Annotated in this window: 16 protein-coding genes; 8 read left to right on the top strand and 8 right to left on the bottom strand. The window is 50.5% G+C overall.

Annotation, left to right across the window (positions count from 1 at the left end; all coding sequences use genetic code 11):
* Window positions 1-48: 48 nt before the first annotated feature.
* Both AC0YN0_RS20175 and AC0YN0_RS20170 read left to right on the top strand, forming a co-directional pair.
* Window positions 49-795, top strand: coding sequence for an ABC transporter ATP-binding protein (locus AC0YN0_RS20175; protein ID WP_475822851.1), 747 nt, complete (start codon window positions 49-51; stop codon window positions 793-795).
* Entirely contained in the window at window positions 792-2,756 is a 1,965-nt protein-coding gene (locus AC0YN0_RS20170; RefSeq protein ID WP_475822850.1) for an ABC transporter permease, read from the top strand. Before AC0YN0_RS20175 ends, AC0YN0_RS20170 begins: the two co-directional genes overlap by 4 nt.
* Window positions 2,757-2,797: 41 nt before the next feature.
* Here the strand turns inward: AC0YN0_RS20170 and AC0YN0_RS20165 are convergent, their stop codons facing one another.
* Window positions 2,798-3,805: a sensor histidine kinase gene (locus AC0YN0_RS20165; protein ID WP_475822849.1), complete on the bottom strand. Its 1,008-nt coding sequence runs from the start codon at window positions 3,803-3,805 to the stop codon at window positions 2,798-2,800.
* A complete protein-coding gene (locus AC0YN0_RS20160; RefSeq protein WP_475822848.1) occupies window positions 3,802-4,473 on the bottom strand; it encodes a response regulator transcription factor in 672 nt (223 codons plus the stop codon). Before AC0YN0_RS20160 ends, AC0YN0_RS20165 begins: the two co-directional genes overlap by 4 nt.
* A gap of 147 nt (window positions 4,474-4,620) precedes the next feature.
* Here AC0YN0_RS20160 and AC0YN0_RS20155 point away from each other — a divergent pair, with 147 nt between their 5' ends.
* Window positions 4,621-5,859 carry an RNA polymerase sigma factor gene (locus tag AC0YN0_RS20155; protein WP_475822847.1) on the top strand — a complete coding sequence of 413 codons (1,239 nt, stop codon included), beginning with the start codon at window positions 4,621-4,623 and terminating at the stop codon, window positions 5,857-5,859.
* Between the two features lie 73 nt (window positions 5,860-5,932).
* Here the strand turns inward: AC0YN0_RS20155 and AC0YN0_RS20150 are convergent, their stop codons facing one another.
* Entirely contained in the window at window positions 5,933-6,790 is an 858-nt protein-coding gene (locus tag AC0YN0_RS20150; protein ID WP_337100670.1) for a class II fructose-bisphosphate aldolase, read from the bottom strand.
* 331 nt (window positions 6,791-7,121) lie between these two features.
* On the opposite strand from AC0YN0_RS20150, the gene AC0YN0_RS20145 reads away from it, so the two are divergent.
* Complete coding sequence (locus tag AC0YN0_RS20145) at window positions 7,122-7,469, top strand: potassium channel family protein (protein WP_475822846.1); 348 nt, start codon at window positions 7,122-7,124, stop codon at window positions 7,467-7,469.
* A gap of 59 nt (window positions 7,470-7,528) precedes the next feature.
* On the opposite strand, the gene AC0YN0_RS20140 is transcribed toward AC0YN0_RS20145, so the two are convergent.
* Window positions 7,529-7,960 (bottom strand): MarR family winged helix-turn-helix transcriptional regulator, encoded by a 432-nt coding sequence (locus AC0YN0_RS20140; RefSeq protein ID WP_475822845.1) that lies wholly within the window; start codon window positions 7,958-7,960, stop codon window positions 7,529-7,531.
* 216 nt (window positions 7,961-8,176) lie between these two features.
* Here AC0YN0_RS20140 and AC0YN0_RS20135 point away from each other — a divergent pair, with 216 nt between their 5' ends.
* On the top strand, window positions 8,177-9,406 hold the full coding sequence (locus tag AC0YN0_RS20135; RefSeq protein WP_475822844.1) for an MFS transporter: 1,230 nt from the start codon (window positions 8,177-8,179) through the stop codon (window positions 9,404-9,406).
* 63 nt (window positions 9,407-9,469) lie between these two features.
* Here the strand turns inward: AC0YN0_RS20135 and AC0YN0_RS20130 are convergent, their stop codons facing one another.
* From AC0YN0_RS20130 to AC0YN0_RS20120, 3 genes are all read right to left on the bottom strand, one after another.
* Window positions 9,470-10,756, bottom strand: a complete 1,287-nt coding sequence (locus AC0YN0_RS20130) for an MFS transporter (RefSeq protein WP_475822843.1) — start codon at window positions 10,754-10,756, stop codon at window positions 9,470-9,472.
* Window positions 10,757-10,829: 73 nt separating this feature from the next.
* Complete coding sequence (locus AC0YN0_RS20125; protein WP_475822842.1) at window positions 10,830-11,300, bottom strand: MarR family winged helix-turn-helix transcriptional regulator; 471 nt, start codon at window positions 11,298-11,300, stop codon at window positions 10,830-10,832.
* 116 nt (window positions 11,301-11,416) lie between these two features.
* Window positions 11,417-12,472: an LLM class flavin-dependent oxidoreductase gene (locus AC0YN0_RS20120; protein ID WP_337100855.1), complete on the bottom strand. Its 1,056-nt coding sequence runs from the start codon at window positions 12,470-12,472 to the stop codon at window positions 11,417-11,419.
* A 196-nt stretch (window positions 12,473-12,668) separates the two neighbouring features.
* Between AC0YN0_RS20120 and AC0YN0_RS20115 the strand changes: the two genes are divergently transcribed.
* The 3 genes from AC0YN0_RS20115 (at window position 12,669) to AC0YN0_RS20105 (ending at window position 15,450) form a co-directional block, all read left to right on the top strand.
* On the top strand, window positions 12,669-13,577 hold the full coding sequence (locus AC0YN0_RS20115; RefSeq protein WP_475822841.1) for a hypothetical protein: 909 nt from the start codon (window positions 12,669-12,671) through the stop codon (window positions 13,575-13,577).
* Window positions 13,578-13,721: 144 nt separating this feature from the next.
* The gene (locus tag AC0YN0_RS20110; RefSeq protein ID WP_475822840.1) at window positions 13,722-14,270 is read left to right on the top strand and encodes a hypothetical protein; all 549 of its coding nucleotides are present in this window, start codon (window positions 13,722-13,724) and stop codon (window positions 14,268-14,270) included.
* A gap of 163 nt (window positions 14,271-14,433) precedes the next feature.
* Entirely contained in the window at window positions 14,434-15,450 is a 1,017-nt protein-coding gene (locus AC0YN0_RS20105) for an SDR family oxidoreductase (RefSeq protein ID WP_475822839.1), read from the top strand.
* Window positions 15,451-15,499: 49 nt separating this feature from the next.
* Here AC0YN0_RS20105 and AC0YN0_RS20100 read toward each other — a convergent pair whose 3' ends face one another.
* Window positions 15,500-16,786, bottom strand: coding sequence for a glycosyltransferase (locus tag AC0YN0_RS20100; protein ID WP_475822838.1), 1,287 nt, complete (start codon window positions 16,784-16,786; stop codon window positions 15,500-15,502).
* Between the last annotated feature and the right edge of the window lie 102 nt (window positions 16,787-16,888).

The following is a 16,888-nucleotide window of genomic DNA, read 5'->3' as shown; positions in this document are numbered from 1 at the left end:
ATAAAGAACATAATTTAGAATAAAGGATAGAAAGGGGAGGAACATCTGATGCAAAACGTGATCCTAACAAAAAATCTATCCAAAAACTACGGCGCTACTGCGGTGCTTAAAAACATTGACCTAGAAATTCAAGCCGGCGAGTTGACTGCGATTATGGGCCCTTCGGGCTCGGGGAAATCTACGCTTATGAATGTGTTGTCTACGATTGACCGATTTACGGGAGGCGAAGTATGGCTGGAAGGAAAGTCGCTGCTGGGCATGAAGAAGCAGTCGCTTAGGCAATTCCGCCAGGAGCGCATGGGCTTTATTTTCCAAGATTACAATCTGCTAGATACGTTGACGGTGAAGGAAAACATCCTGCTGCCGCTGTCGCTTCGGGGCTTCAAGGCCGGAGAGATGGAGAAGCGTCTGCAGCCGATCCTTCAGGCGCTCAATATCGAAGCAATCGTAGCCAAGTATCCGAATGAAATATCGGGCGGCCAGAAGCAGCGCGTTGCATCGGCCAGAGCCATTATTACGGAGCCGGCGATCGTATTCGCCGACGAGCCTACGGGCGCTCTTGATTCCCGCTCTGCGACACAATTGCTGGAGCAGCTTGTCGGCCTAAATGCCGCATTCGGCACGACGATTCTGATGGTTACTCATGATACTTACGCGGCGAGCTACTGTAAAAGGGTTGTTTTTCTTCGTGACGGCGGCGTTGTGAACGAGATTTACGCAGGAGAGCAGACTCAGCGCCACTTTTATGATCGGATACTGGAGAATCAGAGCTTGATGGGGGGCAAGCTGCGATGAGCCTGCTTGATCTTACCTTAAGGAATGTGAAGCGCAACTTTCGGCTCTATTCCATCTACCTGTTCTCGATGATAACGGGCGTCATCATTCAATTTACATTCTCTTCGCTCATGTACAACGACGATGTGATCGCTGCGCTTCAGAACCGGGCGAACTTCCAAGTGGGCGTTGCCACCGCTTCGGTAGTTGTTTACTTATTTATTATTTTCTTCATCCTGTACGCGAACTCGTTCTTCATGCGGCAGCGCAAAAAAGAGTTCGGGATGTATTTGCTGTACGGCTTAAACGAAAAGCAAGTCACGCGCATGGTTTTTTACGAAACGTTGCTTATAAGCGGGATCTCGCTCGTGACGGGTATTCTGGTCGGAGGCTTGTTGTCCAAGCTGTTCGGCATGCTGCTTATGAATCTGATGCAGTATGATCAAGTAATCTCACTGGCGTTCCCGGTTGAAGCTATAGCAACAACGGCAGGGGTGTTCCTTCTGCTGGCCATTATCATTAGCATACAGAGCTATATTATGGTGAATCGTGTACAGCTAACCGAGCTATTCCATGCGAAGCAGAAGTCCGAGAAGCCTGTCCGTGTCTCTGTGTGGCTTGCTTTGCTGGCTGTCTTGCTGTTAGGTATTGCTTATGGGCTCATTAGCAGCGGCAAAGGATCGGTATTCTGGCAGGATTACGCGACGGCGAGCTTAATCGGCTCAACGGTAGGCGTTATCGCCGGCACGTATTTGTTCTTCCGCCAGTTCGCCGGCTGGCTGCTTCAGACGATAAGCAAGCGTAGAAAATATCACGAAGGCAATACGGTGCTGTGGACGTCATCGCTCCGTTTTCAAATTCGCGGCAATACGCTCAATCTGACCTTCATCTCGTTGTTCAGCGCAGCTATTATGATGCTGCTCTGCTTCGTAACGATCAATTATAAGGTGCAGTTCGAAGCGGTTGGGCGCAACCTGCCGAACGACATTGCCTTCCAAACGCTGGATGCAACGACGAATGAACGAATCGACCGTGTCATTAATGAGTCAAAGCATAAAGCCATTTACCACCTGACGCATGAAATGTTAGTCGTGACGCCGGTAACGGACATGCATGTAGTCGTAGATAACCCCGAGATGTACATGCCGGAAGTATTGCTCGTGTCACAGCGGACCTATAACGAGCTTATAGAGCTGCGCGGACATGATCGGAGTGTGAGTCTGCAAGGGAATGAGGCGGTATCGTTGTCGCAAGGGTCGGACTTTCCTAAGGTATATAAGCCGGGAGAGCGGCCGGCATTCATCGTGAAGACAGATGAAGAGTCAGCCTTCACGCTTGTTGATAAGAAAGACTATGCCTATCTAGGTTGGTCAACCAATCCGGCAACGTCCATGGACCTGAAACCGGCGGTGATTGTCATATCCGATGAAGCTTATGACGGATTAAAGTCTCATACGGACAGTCGGCTGTATGAAATCTACGGCATTCGCGATGCGAGAAACGCCGACGACCTCTCGAAGCAGGTATATGCGATCGTCTCGCAGACGCCGGACGCCTACTACTCTTCGTTCGCCGATGTGTATTCGAAGCAGATCGAGAGCTCGTCGCTCATGCTGTTCGCCAGCGGATTTCTTGCTCTGATTGCGACGTTCGCGCTTGCCAGCGTCATCTACTTCAAGCAGCTGCGGGAAGCCACGGAAGAGAAGCTGCAATATGCGGTGCTGCGCAAGATCGGTGTCGATAACCGGCAGATCAAGAGCGTTATCCGCAAGCAACTGCTGTTCGTTTTCTTGCCTCCGATCGTGCTTGGCGTGTTTCATAGTTGGCTCATCATTAAGTATTACGTTCTCGAATCGGTGAGCGACTTTCCGGAGCTGCCGGGTCTAGTTGCAGCTATTATAGGCGTCTACTTCGTTATCTATCTACTGTTCTACGCCTCCTCCACGAATCTGTATTATAAGATCGTGAGCGAGAATGCCTGATAATATGGAAAAAGGATAAAAAACGCAATGATCTCTGAAGGTCATTGCGTTTTTTGTGTTTGACTATTTTGCAGCGTGCTGAGGTAGGGATCATTGTTTCTCGGAAAATGAATAACGAACTCGGTGTAGCTGCCAGGGACCGATTCGCAAGTAATGAAATGCCCTAGCTTCCTTGACAGCTCTTGGGCAAGATACAATCCCATGCCGGTCGACTTCGCGTGCGTGCGTCCGTTGGTGCCGGTGAACCCCCGGTTGAACACTCTCGGCAGATCCTTCGCATCAATGCCGATACCGTTGTCGCGAATGATGAGCAGCTTCTCTTGCTCGGCGACCCGAGCTGTAATCGTGATTTCCCCATGCTCGTTCGTATATTTGAGACTATTGGTCATGAGCTGATTCACGATAAACAAAAGCCATTTGGAATCCGTTTGTACGACGGTCGGCGGGATGTCCAGTCGGATCTTAATTTTCTGAGTGATGAACGATTTGGAATGGGCTTTGACGACTTGCTTGGCGAGCGGCTCCAAGTTGCAATTCGCTAATTCGTAATCTTGATTGAAGCTGTCCAGCTTGGCATAATACATCGCTTGCTCCACGTAATGCTCGATACGGCTAAGCTCTTCCTCCAAGCTGCGGGAATCGATTTCCGTCTGCTGCATTAAGCGGAGAACGGCAATCGGCGTCTTGATCTCATGAAACCAGGAGACGATGAAATCATAATTGTCTTTCTGCTTCTGTTGCACCTCGTTGAGCGCACGGATATGAGACATACCGGCATACTCCAGTGCTTCCCGGTACGCTTCGGCTTCAAGAGACAGCGGTTCGGCCTCATCGTCGTTCATACGGCGGATCGCCTGTGTATTCTTCACGTAACGACGGAAGACGAATGCGGTTAGCACAATGAAAGCAAGTGCGAACGCATAGAAGAAGGACTGCCATTGCCAGGCGGTTAGCGGATCAGTTGCGAATATCGCTACCGTGAGCAGGAATATAACGGCGCACAACAACAGGTAAGAGCGCTCATAACGGATGAATCGCCAAAATCTCATTCGACGATATACCCCATTCCTTTGCGCGTCGCGATAAAGTCGTCTGCTCCTAATGCCGCGATCTTGCGCCGCAACCGGTTGACGTTGACGGTAAGCGTATTGTCGTCGATGAACTGTTCGTCATTCCAGAGCACCTGCATCAGATCGTCCCTCGAAATGATTTTGCCGATATTCCGCATGAGCGTCTGCAAAATAATGAATTCATTCCGCGACAGCTCTGCCGTCTGCGATCCGAATTGAACGGAAGAGTTCGAGAGATGGAACACGAGCTGGCGATGCGTGATTTGGAGACTATCGTCTTGATAGGTGTAATTGCGCCGCAGCAGAGCGCTTACCTTGGCGACGAGAACGCTTAGGTCGAACGGCTTCTGCACATAATCGTCCGCGCCCATATTAATAGCCATAATGACATCCATATTCTGATCGCGAGACGAGAGGAACAGGATCGGAACTTTGGATACGGCACGAATTTGCTGACACCAGTAAAACCCGTCATACACGGGCAAATTGACGTCCATCAATACCAAATGCGGCTGCGTTGCCGTGAACTCATCTCGTATACGTTCGAAGGAAGTAAGCTCAATAACTTCGTATTGCCACTTGCGTAAAGCGTCGGCGACGATGCTTCTGATTTTGTCGTCATCTTCAATGATCATGATTCGGAACAAAGGCGACTCCTCCTTCTCCTTCCTACTATAGTTCAAAGCCGGGGGCTTGCTCAAGCGGCGATGTCCAAGGTTTTTTTGTTTTTCATGTGGCTTTTTCGCCTCGTGCGGTGTCTAATCAATTGTAAGATCAAGAGGAGGTTCTTACTCATGTCTCGAGCTCAAGACCAGCAGGCTGTTCATCCGGATGGACAGGAAAAGATTGAACAATTCGAAGCTAACTATAATCAATATCGCCAAGCGATATGGAACTATTTCGCCATTAAAGTCAACCGCGAGGCTGCCGATGATTTGACGCAGCATGTATTTATGAAAGCGATCGAGAACCTGGATCGGTTCAATGAGAACGCAAGCCTGTTCACTTGGATATTCACGATCGCCCGAAATACAGCGAAAAACGAATATAGAAGCCGTTCGCGAAAGAAGGAGTACACGTCAGACTTTGCGGAATTGGAAGCTTCGCAATCGATTTCGCTTGATTTTGCTAAGTATGTGGAAATTCGAATCGATATCGGTTCCGCGTTAGGCAAGCTGAGCGAGTTGGATCAGCACATTATTTCGCTGCACTTCTTCATGGATTGCACGCTTGCGGAGGTTGCGGGGATCGTTGGCATGCGCCAGAGCGCAGTGAAGAACAGGCTTTACCGTGCACTCGAAAAGTTAAGGAAACAATTAAAAGATTGGGGTGACATCGCCATTATGTCTATTCAAGAGCTGATAGAGATTGTGAGTAAAAATGAACAGAGCGGCGTCGGCAGTGCAGGAGGCGAGAAAAAGGTTCATCAGGACGTATTGCGGGAGCTAAACGGCAGCGTGGAGCAACTGGCGAAGAAGCTTAAGCACCAGCCGTCACAGAAGATCGTTATTGAAATCTACCCTGACCTGCCTGCTTTTCATCAAGCGGTAGGAGAGCCGGATGCTCCGAATTGGTTCATGGGCACATTTGCAGGGAATACGCTTAAGATTGTTTCCCCGCTTGATCCCGGCCCAAATCATACGTATCAATCCATTTTAAAATCGACGACTCATTTATTCGCGATGTGGCTCGTACGAGACATTAATCCAACGGCGCCGAAGTGGCTGTGCCAAGGTATCGGCGGATACGAAGCGAAACAGATGAGCGAGCAATTTCTTAAAGATACGACTGCGGATGCTATACGAAGCGGAACCATTCCGACATTGGATCAGCTTGAGAATGATACATGGGATTTCGAAACGATGGGAGGTTTTCAATTTTCCTATTTGATGGTTGAATTCATTGAGAGGACGTACGGACTGGATGCTCTGAATCAGCTGATTCGCAGTCCTGGCAATTGCAGCGGAATACTGGGTCGTACGGAGTCCGAGCTGCGCGAGCAGTGGATCCAATATTTAAGCAATCGTCCATGAGCATAACAATAAAGGCTGGACTCGCTGCCCGTAAGCAGCTTGTCCAGCCTTTATTGTCGCGTTAAGCGATTTATTAAGCTTTACCTGCAGAACCGAATTCACGCATTTTGCCGGCAACTGTTTTCTTGATAGCATCGCGGCCTGGCGACAAGAATTTACGCGGATCGTATACTTCGGAGTCGGAAGTAAGAATCTCACGAGCCACTTTCGTGAACGCGATTTGGTTTTCCGTGTTAACGTTGATTTTAGCAGTTCCCAGGGAGATCGATTTCTTGATGTCCGCAGTAGGGATGCCAGTTCCGCCGTGCAATACGAGAGGAAGCTTGATTGTTTGGCAGATTTCTTCCATTTCTTTGAAGCCCAGGTTCGGCTCGCCTTTGTAAGGACCGTGAACGGAACCAAGTGCAGGAGCCAAGCAGTCGATGCCAGTGCGCTCTACGAGCTCTTTGCATTCTGCTGGATTAGCGTAGATAACGCCGTCAGCAACTACATCATCCTCTTGTCCGCCAACTGTTCCAAGCTCAGCTTCAACGGAAACGCCGCGCTCATGCGCGTAAGCAACAACTTGTTTCGTTGTTTCTACGTTTTCTTCGAATGGGTGATGCGAAGCGTCGATCATAACGGAAGTGAAACCAGCGTCGATCGCTGCTTTACATTTCTCGAAGCTGGAACCGTGGTCAAGGTGAATGGCCACTGGAACTGTGATTTTCATCTCTTCGATCAACGATTTAACGATCGCAGTAACGACCGTGAAGCCGCCCATATAACGAGCTGCGCCTTCGGATACGCCAAGAATTACCGGCGATTTCTCTTCTTCGGCAGCACCAAGGATTGCTTGCGTCCACTCCAGGTTGTTGATGTTGAATTGACCAACAGCGTAACCTTCGTTCAAACCTTTAATCAACATTTCTTTCATCGAAACCAATGCCATTTGTTAAATCCTCCTTCAAAATAATTGCAACGTAAGAACTCGACTTTTCAATCATACCCCATTTGGCCGCCGTTTAAAAATGATCGTTCTAAGCCGGCGTACATACGAGTATGAACGGAATAATGTATCCCCGTCCACGCAGTTCCTTTAAGTCAATATGTTATCACAATTTTCACGATAAAACTACAAAATAGGCACGGTTGATTCGTCGAATTGGAATGATAGCGCTATCTTGTCGTATGGTGCAATGAAGAGAGCATCAATAGGATTTCATGTACATGGAAATAATGAATAAGTGATTGTTAACGTGTTAGCCGAAGGGGAAGTGCTGATGATTTCGTTTACGCTGACGTTGGGGCGGTTGTTGAAGGGGCTGTGGAAATCCTTGAAAATGAGAAACTTTCAAGCGCTGCTCATCCTAGTGCTTATTATGCTGTTGTCCGGTACGATTTTCTACGTGACAGAGGAAGGGCTGTCGATTATCGATGCCTTATACTTCTGCGTGACGACATTAAGCACGGTAGGTCATCCCAGCTTCGAGCCCCGGACGATGCTAGGGAAGCTGTTTACGATGGTGTATATAATTGTCGGCACGGGGCTGTTCCTCGGTCTGATTGGCTATGTCGCTTATTCGCTTATTAAGCAGCCGGAGAAACCCGATGAACCCTCTCCATCCTAAAGGCTGTTCATTATAAAAAAGCCCAGGCATGAATCGCGCTGGGCTTTAGCTGTAATCAATTACTTTTTCGTACGCAGCACATGATTAAACTTATGAAGCATCTCGCCAAGCAATTGGCGCTCTTCTTCTGGCCATTCATCCAGCAGTCTAGCGATGCTGGCTTGCCGCGACTGCTTATATTCGCTAATCGCTTGCGCCCCCAGGTCGGTAATTTGGTAAAAGTAGGCCCGGCCGTCCTGCTCGTCAGGCACTTTGACGGCGTAGCCCTTCTGCTCCAGCGCGGCCGCTTGCCGGCTTGCGGTCGATATGTCGAGCAGAAGCGCGTCCCCCAGCGCTTTGACGCCGGCCGAGCCTTCGACCGATATTTCATGCAGCAGCAAATAAGCGGAGCGGTCAAGATTGCCGACACCTTTATTCGAAGTACGGGAAGTAATAAGTCGGACTAGAAAGGCCAGTTCTAGCTCTATAGTCGCTAGTGAATCGTCATTCATGTATGGAACACCTCATTGGCAATTCATTTGATCGTTCATAGCACGCAGTACGCTTCATTACTACTATAATGATAGACTTCGGCGTTGAATTAATCAAATAAACGCGTTGTAAATAGCCATTGACACCCCTCTAGTTGTATAATACAATCAAATGGTTGTATGATACAACATTAAGCGTGAACCACTCCATCAAATGATCATAAAGGGGATAATTTCGTGGCTTCTACCGCAGTTTTAAAAAGTGAACCGGAGTTGCTGAAACAAAAGAACGGCATTCTGAATCAACCTATCGCCGTTTGGGCGGTATTTTTCGCGAGTGTCATTGCCTTCATGGGCATGGGACTTGTTAACCCGATTCTGCGTGAGTTGTCCGCCAACTTGCACGCTTCTCCAAGTGAGGTCAGCTTGCTCTATACGAGCTATAATGCGATTATGGCCGTTGCCATGCTGATAACCGGTACGGTATCGACTCGTCTAGGAGCAAAGTGGACGCTGCTGTCGGGTATCGTAATCATTGCGATCGTATCTTTCTTCGGCGGATTCGCGGACAGTATTTGGACGTTGGTCGGCTTGCGCGCCTTCTGGGGACTTGGCAACGCCTTGTTCGTTGCTACGGCTTTAACGGCTCTTGTATCGTTATCCAAGAACGGAACGGCGAAAGCAATCATCCTCTATGAAGCGGCTGCTGGCATCGGGATGTCGATCGGGCCGCTGCTCGGCGGAACGTTAGGCTCGATCTCGTGGAGAGGCCCGTTCTTCGGTGTCTCAAGCTTCATGGTCATCGGCTTCCTCGTTCTTATTCTGACGATGCCGAAGCCGGCGGCGAAGACTGCTCCGCAGAACAAAACGTCGCTGCTTGCACCGTTTAAGGCGATGAAGCATCGTTCGCTGTTGACGCTCGGCATTGTCGCAGCCCTTTACAATGTAGGGTTCTTCACGATTATGGCTTATGCGCCATTCGTTATGGGATTGAAGCCGCGCGGGATGGGTTATGTGTTCCTTGGCTGGGGCGTGCTGCTGGCGATTACTTCCGTCTTTATGGCCCCTAAGCTTCAGAGACGATTCGGCACGCTGAAGGCGATGTGCTTCATGTTGATCTTGTTCGCGGCTGATCTGGCGCTAATGGGTATTTTCACAACGACCAAATGGGTTGTTATCTCGGCGGTCATCTTTGCCGGGGCGATACTAGGCAACAGCAATACGCTTATTACGACAGCCGTAATGGACGCTGCTCCTGTAGAGCGTTCGACATCCTCGGCGACATACAGCTTCTTGCGCTTCATAGGTGCGGCTATTGCGCCGTATATGGCGAACAAGCTGGCTGAGATATATAATGCTCATGTGCCGTTCTATGTAGGCGCAGGGTTCGTGCTTCTGTCAATCGTGTTCATTGCGATCAGCTACAAGCATATCCGCCACATCGATCGGGCGAAGCCTTCGCACTAATCGTTAGTTTGAGCTAAGACGCAAAAGTCCATTCCGCGAGGAATGGACTTTTTTATCGATCGATTAAGCAGTTGCCTGGGCGATTGCAGAGCTATGCTTGCGAATCCGAACGGCCATTAAAGCCGCTGCGAAGCATACGAAGCCGGCGATGACGAAAGCTTGCGAATAGCTGCCGAACCAGTCGCGCATAACGCCTGCTCCGTAAGCAGCGGTAGAGGCGCCGATCTGATGCGCAACGACGATCCAACCGAAAACCATGCCGGACTTTTCCTTGCCGAATGTCTGCCCAGCCAGCTTGGCGGTCGGAGGAACGGTTGCGATCCAGTCAAGGCCATAGAAGACCGCGAATACGACGAGCATTGCCGGCGAACCGCCGAGCGCATAGGGCAGGAACAATAGCGACAGTCCGCGCAGCCCATAATACCAGAACAGCAGCCAGCGGCTATCGAACCGATCAGAGAGCCATCCGGATATCGTCGTGCCAAACAGGTCGAACAAGCCCATCATGGCGAGCAGTCCTGCAGCAGTTACTTCCAGCATGCCATGATCGCCGCAAGCAGCAATGAGATGTGTGCCGATAAGGCCATTGGTCGAGAAGCCGCAGAAGAAGAACGTTCCGGCAAGCAGCCAAAAGGTAAGGTTCTTCATCGCCAGTCGCAGACTGCGCAGCGGGGCAAGAAACAGATTTTCGCTGAAAACAGGCGGCTTTACGATCTGATCGGAGCCGTATGGCGCAGCTCCTACATCGTACGGATGGTTTTTCATCCAGACAATGACCGCGACAAGCACGATGAGGATGCCCGCAATTGCAGTATAGATCGCATAACGCCAGCCGAAATCAGCACTCATCTTCGCGAATAGAGGAAGGAATAGCAACTGACCCGTTGCAGCGCTTGCCGTCAGCAAGCCGATAATAAGTCCCTTGCGTTCTACGAACCAAAGATTGCTTACTGTGACGCCAAGCACGTTGGCCATCATCCCGGTAGCAAGCCCTGAGACGAGTCCCCATAACAGCTCGAATTGCCATAGCGATTGAATGTAAGGCGTCGCTGCGAGGCTTGCCGCCAATACGGCAAGCGAGCTAATAACGACTTTGCGAATGCCGAAGCGCAGCAGCAGAGCAGCCGAGAAAGGACCTACTAGTCCGTATAGGAAAATCCCAATGGAGATGACGCTTGAGATGCCTCCTCTGCTCCAGCCGAATTCCTCTTGGAACGGAACGAGCAGAATACTCGGAAGGGAGCGGATGCCGGCGGATACGAGCAAGGTGGCAAAGGTAAGGAAAACGATGATCCATCCGTAATAAAATCGCGGACGTTTGTCAGCATTTTGTGCAGCAGCCTCATTCATGGGAAAACAACCTCCATTCTATATTTTATTCTTATTTTGTTTGTACATACAATATAAAAGGCGCGGAAGAGAGTTAACTCTCCAGCTTCTGACTCGATTCTTCTTGATAGCCGGTCAATAATACAGCAGCTTCCTTGCCGAGAAGGGCTTCGTAGGTTTCCTTCAGCCGTTTGGAAGCTTCGCGAAGGGACGGTCCAAGCTGCTTGCCCTGTTCGGTTGGATAGACGAGCACGGTCTTCCCTTGAACCTTGCGCTCTACGAGTCTTTTCCCTTCGAGCTTATCGATGAAGCGAGTTAGCGTCGATGGCGTAATATACAGCTTCTCGGACAGCTCCTTCTGCGTAATGCCGGGTTGGCCGATGACGAGGCGGATGAGATAGCCGTAGGCCGGCGTAAGTCCGGTCGTAGCGAACGCTTCATCGGCCATGCGCGTAATCGCTCTGCTTAAGCGATTCGTCGTGAAATATAAGCAGGTGTGAAGAAACGAATCGTCATGGTCGGAAGATTGCTCCGGAGCGTTATGCGTCTGTTGTTCTTCGGGCATCATGTCGTCCTCCTTTTCTATTTTGTATGTACAACGAAAATACATCATATAAACGAGGCTGTCAACAGGCAAAATGAAAAGCCGCTTATAGACATGCTATAAGCGACCTTCTCTCTTTAGTTCGTTCCTTCCATGCGCGCGATTTCCTTGCGAACGATAGGGGCAACCTTCGTGCCCAGCAGCTCAATAGCGTGCAGCACTTCCTTATGCGGCATCGTGCCGACGTTGACATGAAGGAAGAAGCGGGTGATGCCGAGATTTTTGCGCAGGAGAACGATCTTCTCTGCAACGTACTCGGGATCGCCGACATATAATGCGCCTCTTAAGCTTCGTGCGGCGTCGTATGCAGCACGGTCATAAGAGCCGCGCCAGCCGCGCTCGCGCCCGATAACGTTCATTTGCCTCGCTGTCGGCAGGAAGAAGGAGTCGGCCGCCTGCTCATTCGTGTCGGCGACGAAGCCGTGGGAATGCGTTGCGATCGACAGCTTGCTCGGATCGTGGCCGGCACGTTCGGCTGCCTGCTTGTACAAGGCAACGAGCTGTGCGAAGCTTTCGGGCATGCCTCCGATTATCGCGAATGCGACCGGCAGCCCAAGTGTTCCGGCGCGAACGGCCGATTCGGGATTGCCGCCTGTGGCGATCCATACCGGCAGCGGTTCTTGAACGGATCGCGGATATACCCCGAGATTGTCGATAGCGGGACGAAGTCCGCCGCCGGGCCATGATACTTTTTCGGACTGGCGAATTTTAAGCAGCAGCTCGAGCTTCTCATCGAATAGCGCGTCATAATCATCGAGGCTGTAACCGAATAGCGGGAACGATTCGATGAACGACCCGCGGCCTGCCATAATCTCGGCCCTGCCGTTCGAGAGCGCGTCGAGCGTAGAGAAAGATTGATATACGCGCACGGGATCATCCGACGACAGAACGGTGACGGCACTCGACAGCCGTATCCGCTTCGTTACCGAAGCTGCAGCGGCCAATATAATGGCCGGAGCGCTGCCCGCGTAATCGGGGCGATGATGCTCGCCAATTCCGTAAACGTCAAGGCCTGCTTGATCGGCCACGACGATTTCTTCCACCGCATTGCGGATTCTTTCCGCATGGCTGATGACGATCCCGGTTGACGGATCCGGTGTCGTCTCTAGAAATGTACTAATCCCTATTTCCATATTAACTGTCTCATTGGACATTGATAATCGCCTCCTCAATAGCTTTAGTTTACCATTTTTCACATCAAAATGTTAAGTACCTTACAAGAATATAGCGAAATAGTTATCCTTTTGAGTGCACGCTTGTATATCGTATAATGCTCTATTTTTCCAATTTATAGTACAATAGTCGAGGCGACTTGAAGGGGGAATGAGGATGTCGATTCAGGACAGGATGAAAGCTACTAGCATACTGCTTGCAAGATTGATCGAAACGAAGGGGCTTGCAGTACGAGCAGGCCAGCAGGACGATGCTTTTTGGTACACTTCCGGTAACCCTGGCCCATTCTACATCAACACGGAAAATATTGCGGGAGCAAAGGAAGCGGAGCTAGTCTTGGCGCGCATCACGAGCATATTGAAGGAAATGCAGCCGAGAGAAAAGCAGGTTAAGGAAATCATCGCGCTCATCGAGCAGACTGTGCGAGCGGACAAGCAATATGAAGCGGCCATCGATGCGCTAGTCGAGTTCTACTTGTCGGAGCAGGCAGTCCTGCCATTATACATTTCGGGCGGAGAGCGAAGAGATTGGTTTTTCTCTATACCGATTGCTCGCAGGTTGGGACTTCCTCATATCTTCTTATTCAAAAACGGCGATATATGGATCACGGATCATCATGGCCAACAAGTCGAGGCTGGGCTAACGGACCAGCGCGTGCTTCACGTAGCCGATATTATAAATCTAGCCAGCAGCTATGTGGACCGATGGATTCCGATGCTGGACAAGGCAGGCGTAACGCTTACGGAGACGCTGGCGGTCGCTGTCCGCAGCAAAGCCGGCCTTGAACGGCTCGAAAGTCGCGGGGTGCAGGTCCGATCACCGCTGCTTGTAGACAAGTTGCTGTTCGCTGAGGCGCTTGAGCTCCAGTTGATTTCGCCTTTCGCTTATAACGAAATTATCCAGTACTATGAATCTCCCAAAGAGTGGACGAGAACATTCCTTACGGGCAGATCCTATAGCGAATATCGACAAGCCAGCGAGGTTAAGAGGGAGCGAATTCATCGTTTCCAAGAGCAGGATCCTTATGAGCTGCGGAGCGAGTTTCCCTTATTTTTCACCCTATAGAACGTCTGCAATCTATTTCTGTGAGGACTAGGCCTATGCAGTTCCTAATCACTCTCTCTTCCATAAAATGATAGATAACAATGGTCTCGGCATAACGCTGCTAGAGTGGCGTACAAGCCAATGACTTAGGAGGAGAGGGTTCACATGACAAAGGATTTGCGTCAAAAAGTCCGTATCTCGTTGTCTCCGCCAGAAGCGACATTCTGGAGCGAGATCAAGTATTCCGTGGGCAAGGACCGGCTAGTAACGGTCGAGCCTATGGTGCAGCTTCCTGACGGGAGTTTTCAGATTACGCTGAAGGTATGCGGTTTAAGCAAAGCGAAGGCGCTTGCAACACTTTTATTGTCCACGAAGTCGTTCGGCAATACGAGAGTTGCGGTAAGAGTGAAGTCGGGGGGCAAGATCGTCAGCCCAATCACGACAGGACTGACGCCGGCTAGGATCGTTGCGCTGTATCGAATTGCCTTCCGCACGAACGAGCTGTTCAGCTTTGTTGTGGCCAGGACGCCTTTCGGCAATACGTTCGTGTATCCCGTGTTCAAGGTGAGAGTGGTGCAGTTCTTCAATGACGACTTATCGGATTTCTACAGCAACTACAACAATGTAGCGGCCTTTGTCTTCCGTAATGTGCTTCGCAATGTGATTAACGGAACGGCTATTCAGTTCTCTACGGCACAGAAGAAAGCTAAATAAAAGGTTTGTTTGGCCCAAAAGAAGAGCGCCCGGAGCAGGCGTTCTTCTTTTGTTGGGAGGGTTTGCCGCAGTAACGTCGAATAAGTCTATGAACGCCTGTTCATATGCATCGATATGCAGGAGAGGCGCTAGACCCGACTACACTTCGGAGGTGTGCGAATAAATGAAAGCGTTATTTATTGGAGGCACGGGCATCATTAGCTCTGCCATTACGAGCCAGCTGCTGGAGCAAGGCCACGAGCTGTACCTTCTCAACAGAGGTTCAAGAAACGAAGGGCTGCCGGCCGGAGTTAAGGTGCTGCAAGCCGATATTAACGATGAAGCGCGGGTAGCTGCGCTGATCGAGGATTTAAGCTTCGATGTCGTTGCAGATTTCATTGCTTTCGTACCATCGCAGCTAGAGCGGGATTATCGCTTGTTCAGCGGCAAGACGAAGCAGTTCATGTTCATTAGCTCGGCTTCTGCTTATCAGACGCCTTTATCGGATTATAGAATTACGGAAGGAACTCCGCTGTCTAATCCGTATTGGGAATATTCCCGTAATAAAATTGCCTGCGAGGAGTACTTGATTAAGCAATACCGAGAGCAGGGCTTCCCGATTACAATTGTTAGACCAAGCCATACTTACGATGAACGTTCGATTCCGCTTGGTGTGCACGGAAGCAAAGGTTCATGGCAGGTGGCGAAGCGGATGCTGGAAGGCAAACCGGTCATTATTCATGGAGACGGGACATCGCTTTGGACGATGACGCATAATAGCGATTTTGCCAAAGGATTCATCGGATTGATGGGCAACATCCATGCGATTGGCGAGTCCGTTCATATTACGTCCGATGAGTCGGTGACATGGAATCAAATCTACGAGATTATCGCCGATGCGCTTGGCGTGAAGCTGAATGCGGTTCACGTATCGTCGGCCTTCCTTGACGCTTGCAGCAATGAAGATTTCAGAGGCGGCTTGCTGGGGGATAAATCGAATACCGTTGTGTTCGATAATGCCAAGTTAAAGCGGCTCGTGCCGGAGTTCATTGCGACAACGCGGCTTGACCAAGGCATTAAGAGAACGATCGAGTACATTTTGGAGCATCCAGAGTATCAGAAGGAAGATCCAGAGTTCGATGTTTGGTGTGATAAAGTAGTCGGCGCTCTTGATGCGGCGATTGCAAGCATAAAGGAATAATAATAGAAGACAAGGACGCCCCTCGCGAGGGGCGTCCTTTGTCGTCCGCTTAAACCTCTTCGAGCAGCGGCCTCAATTGATGCTGCCAAATCCATTCGGGATTATAGCGCTGACGGGCGATTGTTTTGGCATGAAGAACAGGGTTCTGTTCCATCTGGCCCACTATGGCCGCGGCATGCTCCAGCATATAATGACGCTCGGAAGGGTGATAGTGCTCCTGCGTATCATAGCCGATGTTCCGGGCATCCCAACGCATGAAGTAGGCATGGAGCTGCTTGCCCAGCTCCTCCAAAGCGGGAACGGCTTCGTTCAGCACGATGAAATTACCGCGGCTGGCTGCCTCCAACACGATTAATCCGAACGATTCGGAGTAGGAGGGGCAAATAAACAAATTACTGATCGTGAACAGCTCCATGACGCTGCGATGGGGGAATCCGTCAGGCCAGCCTGCATCGGAAGTGAACACGATGTCTTCCTTATGAAGTCCGCTGTGCATGCCGGTTTCTACAATCATTCGCTTGAATGCAGCTGCCTCAATATCGAGCGAAGGAAAGTCGCAGAAAACGAGCTTTACGCGCTTGCCTGAGGCAGCGGCGATTGCCCCCGCTAAGGCAGCAGCCTTGTTCTGCTGCTTGCCGGGAGTAAGCCGCCCGGGATAGACGGCCACGATATCCGGCGACAGCAGGTCGGTCTTCGCGGCTAGCTTCTGCAGCTCTTGGCTGAATTCAGCGTACGGGTTACAGCAATTGGAGATGGCACGGCAGCGCTCTAAAGGCACGTTGTACTGCCGGGCAAGCGCGGCTAGTCCGGATTGTGTCGGGTAGAGGTAGGTCGTATTAGGCAACGGGGTATACCGCGCCGAGAGCGGCCAGTCCATACGAGCCGGCCTTGGGATCGGCATGGAATGGCTCATGGCGAGGAATCGAAGATTCGGCAGCCGAAGCTGCATGATCCGAACCGCCACATTATGGACGAGATGCCATCCTTGATACAAAATATCGTGCATGATACACACGTCATCATGCTCTAACGCTTCATATAAGCTCTCGGCAATCGTCTCCGCTTCATCGTAGAAGGCTTCATGAACTCTGCCTGTCGGCTGCGAATAATCCATCCAATGTATCTGCCGTCCTTGCAGCCGATTCGTAATTTTCACCCATTCCAGCCGATCATCGGCGAAGATGCCGAAGCGCTCGGAATCCGGGCAATCTTGGCTGACGAGCAGCTTCACTTTTACGCCTGCACCGAGCAGCATATGCAGATGCTCTTCGACGACGCTGACGAGAGAATAAGTTTTGGCAAGTCCGTTGAACATCGTTAGGACCGCGACCTTCATCGAAGACTCCCTCTTTGCGAATTTTTTTTAAAGTCCATACTCATGTATGTTTGAGACTAGCTCATTATGCATACACATCATGGAATGACATTTAGGAATTGA

Source organism: Paenibacillus sp. J22P218 (assembly GCF_056269195.1).
Note: the sequence above shows the minus strand (reverse complement) of the source record. Positions and strands in the feature narration are given on the sequence as shown.

Excerpts from the sequence above, each read along its gene's own strand:
- AC0YN0_RS20130 (WP_475822843.1), bottom strand. The coding sequence starts at position 10,756 with ATGAATGAGGCTGCTGCACAAAATGCTGACAAACGTCCGCGATTTTAT.
- AC0YN0_RS20150 (WP_337100670.1), bottom strand. The coding sequence starts at position 6,790 with ATGGCATTGGTTTCGATGAAAGAAATGTTGATTAAAGGTTTGAACGAA.
- AC0YN0_RS20145 (WP_475822846.1), top strand. The coding sequence starts at position 7,122 with ATGATTTCGTTTACGCTGACGTTGGGGCGGTTGTTGAAGGGGCTGTGG.
- AC0YN0_RS20100 (WP_475822838.1), bottom strand. The coding sequence starts at position 16,786 with ATGAAGGTCGCGGTCCTAACGATGTTCAACGGACTTGCCAAAACTTAT.
- AC0YN0_RS20105 (WP_475822839.1), top strand. The coding sequence starts at position 14,434 with ATGAAAGCGTTATTTATTGGAGGCACGGGCATCATTAGCTCTGCCATT.
- AC0YN0_RS20125 (WP_475822842.1), bottom strand. The coding sequence starts at position 11,300 with ATGCCCGAAGAACAACAGACGCATAACGCTCCGGAGCAATCTTCCGAC.
- AC0YN0_RS20120 (WP_337100855.1), bottom strand. The coding sequence starts at position 12,472 with ATGGAAATAGGGATTAGTACATTTCTAGAGACGACACCGGATCCGTCA.
- AC0YN0_RS20155 (WP_475822847.1), top strand. The coding sequence starts at position 4,621 with ATGTCTCGAGCTCAAGACCAGCAGGCTGTTCATCCGGATGGACAGGAA.
- AC0YN0_RS20165 (WP_475822849.1), bottom strand. The coding sequence starts at position 3,805 with ATGAGATTTTGGCGATTCATCCGTTATGAGCGCTCTTACCTGTTGTTG.
- AC0YN0_RS20175 (WP_475822851.1), top strand. The coding sequence starts at position 49 with ATGCAAAACGTGATCCTAACAAAAAATCTATCCAAAAACTACGGCGCT.
- AC0YN0_RS20115 (WP_475822841.1), top strand. The coding sequence starts at position 12,669 with ATGTCGATTCAGGACAGGATGAAAGCTACTAGCATACTGCTTGCAAGA.
- AC0YN0_RS20110 (WP_475822840.1), top strand. The coding sequence starts at position 13,722 with ATGACAAAGGATTTGCGTCAAAAAGTCCGTATCTCGTTGTCTCCGCCA.
- AC0YN0_RS20140 (WP_475822845.1), bottom strand. The coding sequence starts at position 7,960 with ATGAATGACGATTCACTAGCGACTATAGAGCTAGAACTGGCCTTTCTA.
- AC0YN0_RS20170 (WP_475822850.1), top strand. The coding sequence starts at position 792 with ATGAGCCTGCTTGATCTTACCTTAAGGAATGTGAAGCGCAACTTTCGG.